Here is an 11,782-nt window from a genome sequence, read left to right as displayed (position 1 = left end):
ACTGCTGCGACCCAGTTGGGCTGGCTTGGGTTGGTGGGTGTTCAGGAGGAGTGCGGCATCTGGGGCCGGCTGGTGCGGTGGACCGCTGTTACTGCGGCGCCCTGGCCCATGCGGCCATGCGCCTGTTCCCGGTCCTTCGGGTGGCGGCGCTTGCCGTTGCCATCGGGCCACTGGTTCCGCGGAGTGCCGCCCAGGGCGACAGCCAAAGTTGCCGGTTCCGGCATGGGAGCCATGTCCATGGACTCCACCAAATGGTTGGCAACCACAGGATCGATGTTTTCGGCTTCATGCTTGGCAGCCATGGTTCTTCCTTTCCACGCTGAAAATGAAGGGACTTCAATATTAGGGTGGTGCCTCGTTGCTTGTCTGCAGGAATTTCCCCGACAGCTACCAACGCACCTTCTTGACCGTTTTCGCTTGCTTGCCGCTCGCTGACGTTGGCTTGTGGCCCTTGCCCGTGCTTTGCCAGCCGCCAGGCGCGCCACCACCGGACTTGCTGGCGAGCATTGCACGCTGGGCTTCGGTCAGTTTGGAGCGGATGCCTCCGCTGGCGGGGGCATCCTTGGGGCTTTTGCTTGCGGGTGTGGCAGTCATATGCGGACTCCTTAAAAATGGTGAGTCCTGGAGAGGCGGGGGAACCATGGCGTCACGAGCGCACGATCCTTAACGGAAAATCACGGGCGGGAAGGCGTCGACAACGGGAACGGCATGGAGGCATGGCCTCTACAGGCGTGGATTCTTGGTCGGATGTAAACGGGCGAAAAGGCCGGTTTACTCAAAAATCAGTGTTCCCATGCGTCATACCCTAACTACCCTCTGCGGTGTTTGTGAACCCCTCGGCTAGCATTCCAGCATGACCGGGTCCTCCGCTATCGTCGAAAGGCTGCGTACGGCAGGCTGCGTTTTTGCCGAGGATGAGGCGCGGCTGCTGCTGGAAGCTGCCAACGGACGGGACCACCTTGAGCATCTGGTTGAACAGCGGGTCCAAGGATTCCCCTTGGAACACATCCTGGGCTGGGTGGACTTTTGCGGCAGCAGGATGATCATCCGGCCAGGTGTTTTCGTTCCGCGCCGGCGCACTGAATACCTTGTCCGGAAGGCGGCGCACCTCGTTGCCGCGCTGGGCAAGCCCGAGGCCGTCGTCGTGGACTTGTGCTGTGGTTCCGGCGCCATCGGCGCAGCCGTCAGCGACCTGGTGGGCGGCTGCGAGCTGTATGCGGCCGACATCGATCCGAACGCCGTGGCCTGCGCACGGCTTAACGTCCAGCCGCGGAGCGGACACGTCTTTGAAGGCGACCTCTATGACGCTCTTCCGCCCCGTCTTAGGGGCCGCGTGGAAGCGCTGGTGGTGAACGCACCGTATGTTCCCACGGACATGATCGCGCTGATGCCACCGGAGGCGCGCCTGCATGAGTCAGCGGCAGCGCTCGACGGCGGCACTGACGGTTTGGAGGTCCAGCGGCGGGTCGCCGGGGAGGCGGCTGAGTGGTTGGCACCGGGTGGCGCGCTGGTTCTGGAAACGTCATCCAGGCAGGCCGCCGGGACAGCCCGCGTGATGGTCGCCGCAGGGCTCGCGGCTGAGGTCTTCGTCGAAGACGAGGAGGGTGCCACGGTGGTGGTCGCCTCCATCCCCTGACCTTGGGGCGACCCGTCAGTTTTTGGCGCACTAAACGGCCGTTTCGGTGGGCTAAGCCAAACAATTTGGTAACAACGTGCTCCGGAGGGCAAAAACGGGCCAACATCCGCGTCTTTACAGGGCAAAACCGGGCAATGAGATGCAACACAACTGGGCAATTTGCGTCCAGAAACGGCCCAAAAATCGGATCTCAACTCGGGTTTTGGGCACAAACCCCGTAAAATTGAACACCTGCCCAGAGCGGGGCAGCAGAAGTCGCAAGCAAATGACCTCCCTAGGAGAAGCCCAAATGCCCATAGACCCAAGCAACACCGTCTCTCCGGATGGCGCAAGGAACGCCGCCGGACCACAGGTAACGGCAGGCCATGCAACGGCCGCCACGCATGCAGTCAAGAGCCCCAAGAAGGGCAAACTCCGCCCCAGGCGCCGGTTGAAGGAATCCGACGTCAATGTGGTGGACCAGCCGATGCTGAAGAAAGCCCTCGGCGGCACGATCGTCGGCAACACCATGGAATGGTATGACGTGGGTGTCTTCGGTTACCTCATCACCACCATGGGACCTGTCTTCCTTCCGGAAGCTGACAAGTCCGTCCAAACCCTCTTCCTCCTGGGTACGTTTGCTGCCACCTTCATCGCACGCCCTCTCGGCGGCGTAGTGTTCGGTTGGCTCGGCGACAAGATGGGCCGCCAGAAGGTGCTCGCAGCGACACTGATGCTGATGGCGGCAAGTACTTTCGCCGTCGGGCTCTTGCCTGGCTACGCGCAGATCGGCATCTGGGCCGCCGCGCTCCTGGTCATCCTCAAGCTCGTCCAGGGCTTTTCCACCGGTGGAGAGTACGCCGGTGCCACTACTTTCGTCAGCGAGTACGCTCCGGACAAGCGCCGAGGCTACTTTGCCAGCTTCCTCGACATGGGCAGCTACATCGGATTCGCCCTCGGCGCCGCCCTGGTTTCGGTCCTGCAGCTCACGCTCGGACAGGCCGCCATGGAGGAATGGGGCTGGAGGATTCCGTTCCTCATCGCAGGTCCGCTGGGCCTGATTGCCGTGTACTTCCGCAGCAAGATCGAGGAGTCACCCCAGTTCCAGGCCACCCTGGACGCCCAGGAGGCCTTCGCCAAGGACGCCGCATCAAAGGATGCGGACGCTGCCAAGGGTCCGGTGGGCATCATCAAGGCCTACTGGCGCCAGATCGTGCTGGCCATGATCCTCGCCGCGGCCGCCAACACGGTCGGTTACGCCCTGACCTCCTACATGCCCACTTACCTGACCGACTCCAAGGGCTACGATCCCGTTCACGGCACCCTGCTGACGATCCCCGTCCTGGTGGTCATGGCGATCTGCATCCCGCTGACGGGCAAGCTGTCAGACCGCATCGGCCGCCGCCCCGTGCTGTGGATCGGCGCAGGCAGCACCATCCTGTTCGCGGTTCCCGCGTTCCTGCTGATCGGCCTTGGCGAGATCTGGTCCACGCTGGCCGGCCTGGCCCTGGTTGCCTTCCCGGTGACGTTCTACGTGGCCAACCTTGCTTCGGCACTGCCGGCACTGTTCCCCACCTCCAGCCGCTACGGCGGAATGGGCATTGCCTACAACTTCTCCGTGGCGATCTTCGGCGGCACCACCCCGTTCATCGTGCAGGGCCTGATCGAGGGAACCGGCAGCGACATGATGCCGGCGTACTACCTGATGGCAACGTCCATTGTTGGTGCAATCGCGATCTACTTCCTGCGTGAATCCGCCCAGCGTCCCCTGCCCGGCTCCATGCCCAGCGTGGACACCCAGGCAGAAGCACGGGAACTGGTAGCCACGCAGGACACCAATCCCCTGATCAACCTGGATGAGATGCCGTTTGATGGCCAGCCCGTGGACAACGTGGCATTCGGCAACGACAAGAAGGATCTGGCTTCCGTCTAGGAGCCATCTGACTGCAACTTCTGCGCAGCGTTCAACACCCGCGGCAGGCAGCCGCCCACTGCAGCCACCGATCCCAAGGCGCTCTCCTTGGATTGGTGGCTGCGGGCGTTAAATGGCAGACGTGTTTCAGCATGGACTCTCCCCCTGAGTCGATCAATTCGTTTTATGAAACAGCTGTATCGTAGCGCAGATATCCCGCATGACAAGCCGCTTCGCTTGACTTGACTTACCGCAGAAAACCCGCAACGCTCATTCACGGTTGTCCGGTTCGGGAAATTTCCTCCCGCATTGGATAACCAGACTCATCACATTCATATCCCATGGGATAAATATTGAAAGGGCACTCTCATGTCAACTGCTGTTGATGGCGGTAAGCGCATTTTCGGTCGTACTCCGGCCCAGGTGGCGAAAATTGGAGGCGTCACCTTGGCCTTCTTCGCGACCCTGTCCGTGGCTTTCCAGGCTGTTGCAACGCTGGGCATTTCTTCCGGCCTGGCAACAAATCTCTACTTTGCCTTGAACGCCCTGTCCTGGGCCGCTGCAGCTGCAGCAATCGTGGCATCGTTCGGCATTGGCACGGCGCTGGCCGGACTGATCTTCGGGCTGGCCAAGAAGTGGGCCCTGAAGCAGTTCGTCGCCTGGTAAACCGCTGATAGACGCCTGACCCAGAGAGGGCCACTTTGAATTCACCCATCGCCGCCCATCGGCATGACCGTGCCTTCAGTGTGGTCCTCTCCGGGTGCCGGGCAACCTTCACCAATGACTTCCGGCGGAGGTCCCACCGCTTCCAGGACATCGCGGGAAGCCTCGGCTTTCGTGTTGGCGCCGGGACAGCCAACGGCTTCCTGCTGGCCGGGCAGTTCCTGACGCTGCTGCTGATTGTCGCCGGGCTGGCATGGACTCCGCCGGAAGCAGGCCTGGAACCACTGGGGATTCCTGTCACCACCCCGGAACTGGCGGGCGTCGCGGGAGTCCTGCTCGCGGTAGCACTGCTTCAAGCCCGGCGCCGTTACAGGCGGAGCCATCGCCACTGGAACACCGTGTCGCAGGCACTGGATACCGGCATGCGTGCAGGGGTGGTCCTGCTCGATGCGGGCCTCGCCCTGATGCTCGTTGTCCAGAACCTGCGGTGGGCCGGGGCGGGCAACATCCTGGCGACACTCAGCCTGCTGGCAGCCTTGGCACTGGTCCTTTCCGCCGCCAAGCCCTGGTTGATACGGCCCCTCGCGATCGCGGCGGTTTCCGCAGGAGCCGGGAGCCTCGTGGCTGTTGCGGCACAGGCGCCATGGCTCGCCACAACAGCCGGCATCCTGGGTGGCGGCATAGCATCCACGGTGCTGTCGCTTTCCCTGGGGCTCGCCGTCACGGTCTTCGCCACACCCCTGCTGTACAAAGCGTCAGCCCATGTCCGCGCCCTGCAATCGAGGGGCCTGCTGATTGACCTCAGCGTGAAATCCGGAAGCCTGTTTATTTTTGCCGGCGCAGCACTGCCTCTTGCCGGGTCAACGCCTTGGCCATGGACTGCTCCCTTTATTTCGCTAGCGGTATTCTTCCTGGGCCTCGTCCTTTTCCGTTCTTCATTTGCACGGATATCTTCTCCTGAAACAGCAGGATATTCGCTATTCCTTTATCGGCTGGCACCCCATCACATAAGACCACTTATTATCAGAAGCCTGCTGACCTATCTGCTGCTGGTATTGCCGGCCAGTGTGGCATTGGCGATAACCCTGGTCGTCAGCGGCTACGCCCTTCAGGCCGTATTGCTGGCCGCACTTGTTAGCCTTGAAACGAGCATTGACGCCTTGGTTATCCAACGGCGTACGGCCATATTGCCGGCCTCCCATATTTCGCAGTTGGCGCAGAAATCCAAGGCAGGCCTGGGGGCCGCCGTGTGCGCGGGCGTGGCAGTGGTCTTCTCCGGGATCCTCGGCGCGGTCAATCCGCAGGCCACGGAAAACCCTTGGCTGGCCATGGCTTCCGGAGCATTGGTCCTGGTAGCCGGGTTGCTGACCGGCGTGGTCCTGGCCGACGCCACATCCTGGCTGCGTGAACTCTCGGCAACAGAAACGGAAGATGCATGAAGTCCCTTGCCCGCGTTGACCATGCCTTTGGCGCCCATGTGATTTTTGATGCCACCGCGATCGAACTCCCGGAAACGGGCGTTGTAGCCCTGCGGGGCCCCAACGGTTCCGGCAAAACGACCCTGCTCAAGTTGTTGGGCGGCATTCTCGCCACCTCCTGCCAGGACATCAAAGCCTGGCGCAAGGAGTACTCGGCGGTCTATCTGGACACGGACTTCCTGACGCTCGACTACCTCCGTGCCAGCGAAGTCCTGGAAATGGTCAGGCCGCTCACCGGAGACATTCCCCGGGACGGGCTCCTGACCGAACAACTGCTGGCTGCCAAAGTGAGCGACCTCTCCCTGGGCCAGCGGCAGCGGCTGGTCCTGAGGATAGCCCTGTCCCTCAGGAACGTGGACGTGCTGCTGCTGGACGAACCCCTGAACGGTTTGGACCGCGAGGCCTCCGCCACGGCACGGCAGGCGATCCGGGAGGCAGGCCGGAACCAGCTGGTCATCGTTGCCACCCACGAGGACGATCACTGGACCGACTACGACCTCAGTATCGGGCCCGGCCACGGAGTGGAGCTGGAAACCACAGGAGCACGCAAGTGACAGTCCTTCCCGACAGGAGCCGAGCCACCGGGTTCCGGGCTTTCACCACCGGAATCCGGAACAGGTTCCCCAACCTGGGCAAGGACCTTGCCAAAATCCTCGTGGCCGTCGCCTGCGGTGCAGGCTTTGCGTCACTGTTCACCTGGGACACCGGGACTGACGCGCCAGCCATCACGGCGCACGGCATTTTCCTGCACAACACCGCCCTTGCCGTGCTGGCACTCTTCCTGACGCACTACGGTGCCACGTTGATGATGGTCCTGAACGGATTCTGGCTGGGCATGGGGATGGTGGGCAGCATGGCAGCCGCCGGGGTGGAGAAGACCCTGGCGCTGACCGTCGTCCACGTGCCCTTGGAGGTCATTGCGTGGGCACTGACCATCCAAGGCGCCCGCGTCCTGTGGCCGGTTCTGCTGGGCGCGGCCCGTAAAGTCCACAGCTGGCGCGACGCCGGCGCCACGCTCCGCGGCGTCCTGGCCGCGCCGTTCATCTTTTACATCCTCGCGGCCCTTGCCGAGTGGGCCGAGCATGCTCTTCTGGAAAGGTAAGCAATGACCCCCGCGTATCCCGCAACCTCCAACCAGCCGGCGCCCGCGGCGGTGAAGAAGGTCAACCCGGCCTGGATCATAGCCCTCCTGCTGGCCTACACCGCAGCTGCCCAGGTGGCGGTGGGAACCGGCATCGACCGGCTGGTGGCCGAGAACGCCGAGTACAACCAGTTCTCCAGCCAGGAGGTGCTGGTCACCTTCCTCCGGGTCGGTGTCATTGTATGGAGCGCCCTGGCATCATTCCTCCAAGCGCTGGTCCTGCGGCTGATCTACAAAGGCATCGTCCGGGGGCAGGCTCCCACGCTGCGCAGCAGTTGGTTCTGGGTGCTTTTGGGGCAGATCCCCTTCATGCTGACAGTCCTCGGCCTGTTTCTTGCCGCGGACGCGTTTACTGCTCCGGACGCACTGGGCGTGCTGGGCCAGGCCTGGCTGAGGATCCTCTTCGGGGCTGTGGGTGCCGCGATCTACGTAGTTTTGGCCCGCAAAACCCTGGGGGCGCCTGTGGGCCGGCTCGCCGTGCTGTTCGCGATCGTCACGATCGTCAACTCGGTGTTGCTGGTGGCCGGGGGACCTGCCTAGGTCACTGCCCTTAAGGCACGCGGCCCAGCTGCTCGCGCACGGCCTCACCCACAATCCGAGCCCCTTCCGGAAAAGCTGCAGGGTTGGGGCCGGCATAGTTGAGGCGGATGCAAGGCCCTTCGGGTTCGGCCGGGAACCATTCCGTTCCCGCCGCGATCAGTACACCGGCGGCCTCGCAGTCCCTGGTGAGCTGTTCGGCGTCGAACCCGTCCGGCAGACGCAACCACAGGTTCAAGCCGCCTTTGGGCAGGTGGCTGAGATGCGCCTGAGGCACGTGGTCGCGGAGGCTGGTGGCCAGGAGGTCGCGCCGCGACTGCAGTTGGTGGCTCAGACCCCGCAGGTGGGCCTTCCACCCGGGCTGGGTGACGACGTCGAGGGCTGCCGCCTGCAGCAGTCCGCTGACGTACATCGACTCGGCCGCCTGCGCGCCCATGATCCTTTCCCGGGCGGGTCCGCGGGCGATCAGGGCCGCCACCCGGATGGCAGGCGAGACGCTCTTGGTCAGCGAACGGATGTAGACCACGTGGCCGGAGTCGTCCTTGGCAGCCACCGGCGCTGACGGTGCGGTGATGCCAAAGTCGTGTGCCCAGTCGTCCTCCACAAGGAAGGCGCCGTACCGCTGCACGATCTGCAGCACCTCCTCTGCCCGTTGGGCGGACCACTGCGCGCCAGTAGGGTTGGCAAAATTCGGTTGGGCGTAGAACACCCGGGCACCTGACTCCTCGAACGCCCGCGCGAGTTCGTCGGGGTCCGGTCCCTCGGGACCGCTGGCCACCGGAATCACCCGGACACCGGCTTGCCCCGCGGCCAGCAGCGCACCCCAGTAGGTGGGCGACTCCACCAGCAGGGGTTGCCCGTGACCCACCAGTCCGCGGAATATCGAGCTGAGTCCGCTCTGGCTTCCCGGAAGTACGACGACGTCGCCCGGCTGAGGCGGTGTTACTCCCGTTGGTGTTGAGGTACTGAGTTCCTGCGCGAACCACGATTGCAGTTCCGGGAGCCCCTGCGCCGGCGGACGCGACAGTGCAGCCTCGCTCCGGGCGACCCTGCCCAGCGCCGAACGGACCAGTCGCTCAGGGAGAAGCTCGCGGTCCGGGTAGCCGGAATGGAAGGCGATGACATCGTTGGATGCGCTGCGCATGGCGGCGGCGTTCAAGGGACGGGCGGCCTGGGCTGGCCGCAATGCCGCAGTCTGCCATCCGTAGTCGGCGGGGCGGGCCATCCGGTAGGCCCGGACGAAGGTCCCCACACCCGGCCGGCTCTCCACCAGGCCCTGTGCTGTCAAGGTTCGCAAGGCCTTTTGCACGGTGACCGGACTTGCCTGGTGTTCAGTCACCAACTGGCGGGTGGATGGCAGTTTCGCACCCGGGGCGGCGGAAGCGATCCACGCCTTCAGTTCCGCAGCAATCCGTGAACTGCTATCGTTGTTCATGAGTCACAATAGTAGCGCTACTACCTTTTCGCGGCCACTGGTACCGAGCCGGACGTCCACCGGAATCCTGTGGGGCCTCCTGGGCGTCCTTGCATTCTCCCTCACCGTTCCGCTGACCAGGGTGGCCGTGGAAGGGCTGGCCCCGCTGTTCATCGGCGCCGGCCGCGCAGTGGTGGCAGCATCCTTGGCCGCCGTTGCCTTGGCCGTGACACGCCAACGCTTCCCCCACGGGCTTCAGTGGTTCCGGCTTGCCGTGGTCGCCGCCGGCATTGTGGCCGGCTTCCCGCTGTTGACCACGTTCGCCCTCACCAGCACCTCCGCCAGCCATGGAGCCGTGGTGATCGCCCTACTTCCGGCGGCCACGGCCACAGTAGCGGTCCTCCGCAGCCGGGAACGTCCCCGGGCCCTGTTCTGGGTCCTGACCGTTGTCGGTGTCCTGGCGGCCCTGGCTTTCGCGTTCATCCAGTCCGGCGGCCTTGGCTCACTTCACTGGGCGGACCTGCTGCTGCTGGGCGCCGTGGTGGCTGCTGCCGTCGGGTACGCGGAAGGCGGCCTCCTGGCACGGGAGTTGGGTGCCTGGCAGACCATCTCCTGGGCCCTGGTCGTAGCGTCACCCGTCATGATCGTGCTCACGCTGGTTTCGCTGGATTCCGGAATGCCCCAGGCCGCCCCTGGACAATGGTGGTCCTTCGCCTACCTCGGCGCAGTGAGCATGTTCCTCGGCTTCTTCGCCTGGTACCACGGCCTGGCCATCGGACCCATGGCGCAGGTCAGCCAGATCCAGTTGGTTCAGCCCGTCATGACCATTGCCTGGGCATGGTTGCTCCTGGGAGAGCCACTGACCTGGGCGACCGTGTTTGGCGGGCTCCTCGTCATTTTCTGCGCAGGTGCCGCCGTCCGCGTGAGGCTCGCGCCGCCGTCGGGCTCTTAGCTGCGCACCCAACTGAAAGGAAGAACCCATGTACACACCCGCCCACTTCGCTGCGTCGCCTGAAGCAGTCGATGCCTTGCTGCGCCAAACCGGCGCTGCCCACCTGGTGACTTCGTCATCCGAGGGGCCGCTGGCCACACTCCTGCCCTTTGTCTACAACCCGGGCGTCGGGGAGCACGGAGCATTGCAGTCCCACATGGCCCGGAACAACAGCCAGTGGTCGTCTCCTGCGATCGGGGAGGCCTTGATGATCGTCCAAGGCGCGGACGCCTACATTTCCCCGTCCTGGTACGCCTCCAAGGCCGAACACGGCAGGGTGGTTCCCACCTGGAACTACTCCACGGCCCACGTCTACGGGGAACTTGTTGTCCATGACGACGTCGAATGGCTGGCCCGGCACGTCCGCCAGTTGTCCGATCAGCACGAGGCCGCGATGCCGTGCCCTTGGTCGGTGGATGAAGCACCCGAGCGCTTCATCGCCGGACAGCTGAGGGCGATCGTCGGCGTCGAACTGGTCATCCGGCGGGTGGAGGCGAAGACGAAACTAAGCCAGAACCGCACATCAGCGGACGTAGACGGAGTGATCGCCGGGCTCCGGTCGGCGGGGGACGCTGCATGTGCCGCAGATGTGGAACGGGCGCGGACCTCGTAGACTCCCCCCATGGGCGAGGTTCAGGTGGGGTCCATCCACCACATCGAGATCTGGGTACCGCATCTTGAGCGTGCCAGGGAGGAATGGGGCTGGCTCCTGGCGGAACTCGGATACGAGCCGTTCCAGGAGTGGCCCACAGGCTGCAGTTGGCGGCTCGGCGGGATGTACGTGGTGGTGGAATCTTCCGACGCCATCACGGCAACGGCCCACAGGAGGACGGATCCGGGGCTCAACCATCTCGCGTTCCACGCCGGAACACCGGCCAACGTGGACCGGATCCGCGAACTTGGTGCAGACGCCGGATGGTATGAGATGTTCGAATCGAAGTACCCACACGCAGGTGGGCCCAGTCATTACGCGGCGTACTTGGTAAACACCGACAGTTACGAAGTGGAGCTTGTTGCAGACTAGTGGCCAGGGGGCGCGGTAGGCCGCCACATGGCCAAGCGGGGCCAGCGGGTCAGGCCTAGCTCCGCCTCGTGTTCCATGAGGCGGGTGAGCTGCGGACCCCAGGTTCCGGCGTCGAGCTCCTCAAAACCCAGGCGGCGGTAATAGGGCGCGTTCCACGGAACGTCGCGAAAGGTGCTGAGGGTCTGGCGCTGCATGCCATGGCCCCGGCCCCAGATTCGGGCTGCATGCAGCAGCTCGCGGCCCAGTCCCTGGTGGGCCGCGTCAGGGTGGACGGTGACCTGCTCCACGTGGGCGTTGCCATCCACCACGTCCACCAGCACGTAAGCAACCGGGAAATCCAGGCCGTCGGCGTAGACCCAGGCGCGTGACGCTGCTGCATATACCTGCAGTTCGTCCAGGGAAGCGGGGTCGTCATCCGCGACCGAATCCATGCCCAGCCCGCGGAATGCTTCCCCGGCCGCCCGCTCGATATCCTGCAACAGCGGAAGGTCTTCCACCCGCGCGAGCCGGATCATGGTTCGCCCTCCACGGCGGCTGGCTGGCCAACCAGGAACCGGTTGCGTTCCTTGATCAGGTTCTCCATGTACCTTGCCAGCACCAGCTTCTCCACCAGCCGTCCCAGGATACCGAAGGGCGCCGCGAATTCCACGGTGTCCACCATGAGGGTTCCGTTCCGTTCCGGCCTGAACTCATGCGTATGCCTGAGGTACTTGAACGGTCCGCGCACCTGCTCGTCGGAGAACGACGCCGGTGCCTCCATCCGCACGATCCTGCTGGTCATGCGGAACCTGGCTCCGAGATGCCACGCCTGCCAGGTGACTTCCTCCCCCTCGGAGATGAGCCCGGAAGTGACGCCGGCGATGGCGCGTTCCCTGCTCTTCTTCATGGAGCCGACGTGGAAATCGATGTCGCGGGACAGGTCGAAGAGCTGTTCCGGGGCCAGGGCAGAACGGGTGCGGCAGACGAAAACTACGGGCATACCTCGATTTTTCCAGACCTTTTGTGAT

15 protein-coding genes are annotated in these 11,782 nt (G+C 64.0%); 10 read left to right on the top strand and 5 right to left on the bottom strand.

All coding sequences use genetic code 11. From position 1 onward, the window contains the following. Positions 1-41 precede the first annotated feature (41 nt). A complete protein-coding gene (locus ACSVIE_RS16450; RefSeq protein WP_442424542.1) occupies positions 42-302 on the bottom strand; it encodes a hypothetical protein in 261 nt (86 codons plus the stop codon). Positions 303-387: 85 nt separating this feature from the next. Further along, positions 388-594, bottom strand: a complete 207-nt coding sequence (locus ACSVIE_RS16445; protein ID WP_426005457.1) for a hypothetical protein — start codon at positions 592-594, stop codon at positions 388-390. 259 nt (positions 595-853) lie between these two features. Here ACSVIE_RS16445 and ACSVIE_RS16440 point away from each other — a divergent pair, with 259 nt between their 5' ends. The 7 genes from ACSVIE_RS16440 (at position 854) to ACSVIE_RS16410 (ending at position 7,349) form a co-directional block, all read left to right on the top strand. Continuing rightward, on the top strand, positions 854-1,636 hold the full coding sequence (locus ACSVIE_RS16440; RefSeq protein ID WP_442424541.1) for a putative protein N(5)-glutamine methyltransferase: 783 nt from the start codon (positions 854-856) through the stop codon (positions 1,634-1,636). 289 nt (positions 1,637-1,925) lie between these two features. Continuing rightward, on the top strand, positions 1,926-3,548 hold the full coding sequence (locus ACSVIE_RS16435; protein ID WP_442424540.1) for an MFS transporter: 1,623 nt from the start codon (positions 1,926-1,928) through the stop codon (positions 3,546-3,548). Positions 3,549-3,896: 348 nt separating this feature from the next. Next, a complete protein-coding gene (locus tag ACSVIE_RS16430) occupies positions 3,897-4,193 on the top strand; it encodes a hypothetical protein (RefSeq protein ID WP_426005452.1) in 297 nt (98 codons plus the stop codon). A 35-nt stretch (positions 4,194-4,228) separates the two neighbouring features. Further along, complete coding sequence (locus ACSVIE_RS16425) at positions 4,229-5,629, top strand: hypothetical protein (RefSeq protein WP_442424539.1); 1,401 nt, start codon at positions 4,229-4,231, stop codon at positions 5,627-5,629. Beyond that, on the top strand, positions 5,626-6,222 hold the full coding sequence (locus ACSVIE_RS16420; RefSeq protein WP_442424538.1) for an ABC transporter ATP-binding protein: 597 nt from the start codon (positions 5,626-5,628) through the stop codon (positions 6,220-6,222). The genes ACSVIE_RS16425 and ACSVIE_RS16420 overlap by 4 nt, the downstream gene beginning before the upstream one ends. Next, complete coding sequence (locus ACSVIE_RS16415) at positions 6,219-6,770, top strand: hypothetical protein (RefSeq protein WP_442424537.1); 552 nt, start codon at positions 6,219-6,221, stop codon at positions 6,768-6,770. Before ACSVIE_RS16420 ends, ACSVIE_RS16415 begins: the two co-directional genes overlap by 4 nt. A gap of 3 nt (positions 6,771-6,773) precedes the next feature. Beyond that, positions 6,774-7,349 carry a hypothetical protein gene (locus ACSVIE_RS16410; RefSeq protein ID WP_442424536.1) on the top strand — a complete coding sequence of 192 codons (576 nt, stop codon included), beginning with the start codon at positions 6,774-6,776 and terminating at the stop codon, positions 7,347-7,349. Positions 7,350-7,359: 10 nt separating this feature from the next. On the opposite strand, the gene ACSVIE_RS16405 is transcribed toward ACSVIE_RS16410, so the two are convergent. After that, positions 7,360-8,781 carry an aminotransferase-like domain-containing protein gene (locus ACSVIE_RS16405; RefSeq protein WP_442424535.1) on the bottom strand — a complete coding sequence of 474 codons (1,422 nt, stop codon included), beginning with the start codon at positions 8,779-8,781 and terminating at the stop codon, positions 7,360-7,362. Between ACSVIE_RS16405 and ACSVIE_RS16400 the strand changes: the two genes are divergently transcribed. From ACSVIE_RS16400 to ACSVIE_RS16390, 3 genes are read left to right on the top strand one after another with little or no spacing between them, the layout of a single operon-like run. Continuing rightward, positions 8,780-9,712, top strand: coding sequence for a DMT family transporter (locus ACSVIE_RS16400; RefSeq protein WP_442424534.1), 933 nt, complete (start codon positions 8,780-8,782; stop codon positions 9,710-9,712). The genes ACSVIE_RS16405 and ACSVIE_RS16400 overlap by 2 nt on opposite strands. A gap of 28 nt (positions 9,713-9,740) precedes the next feature. Next, positions 9,741-10,364: an FMN-binding negative transcriptional regulator gene (locus ACSVIE_RS16395; protein WP_442424533.1), complete on the top strand. Its 624-nt coding sequence runs from the start codon at positions 9,741-9,743 to the stop codon at positions 10,362-10,364. Positions 10,365-10,373: 9 nt separating this feature from the next. Then, the gene (locus ACSVIE_RS16390) at positions 10,374-10,775 is read left to right on the top strand and encodes a VOC family protein (RefSeq protein ID WP_426005440.1); all 402 of its coding nucleotides are present in this window, start codon (positions 10,374-10,376) and stop codon (positions 10,773-10,775) included. Here the strand turns inward: ACSVIE_RS16390 and ACSVIE_RS16385 are convergent. Together ACSVIE_RS16385 and ACSVIE_RS16380 are read right to left on the bottom strand one after the other, a co-directional pair. Continuing rightward, positions 10,772-11,290: a GNAT family N-acetyltransferase gene (locus ACSVIE_RS16385; protein WP_442424532.1), complete on the bottom strand. Its 519-nt coding sequence runs from the start codon at positions 11,288-11,290 to the stop codon at positions 10,772-10,774. The genes ACSVIE_RS16390 and ACSVIE_RS16385 overlap by 4 nt on opposite strands. Then, positions 11,287-11,754, bottom strand: coding sequence for an SRPBCC family protein (locus ACSVIE_RS16380; RefSeq protein WP_442424531.1), 468 nt, complete (start codon positions 11,752-11,754; stop codon positions 11,287-11,289). Before ACSVIE_RS16380 ends, ACSVIE_RS16385 begins: the two co-directional genes overlap by 4 nt. Positions 11,755-11,782: the final 28 nt, after the last annotated feature.

The sequence above is a fragment of the Paenarthrobacter sp. NCHU4564 genome, assembly GCF_052156435.1.
Taxonomy (GTDB): domain Bacteria; phylum Actinomycetota; class Actinomycetes; order Actinomycetales; family Micrococcaceae; genus Arthrobacter.
This window is presented reverse-complemented; position numbering and strand designations above follow the sequence as displayed.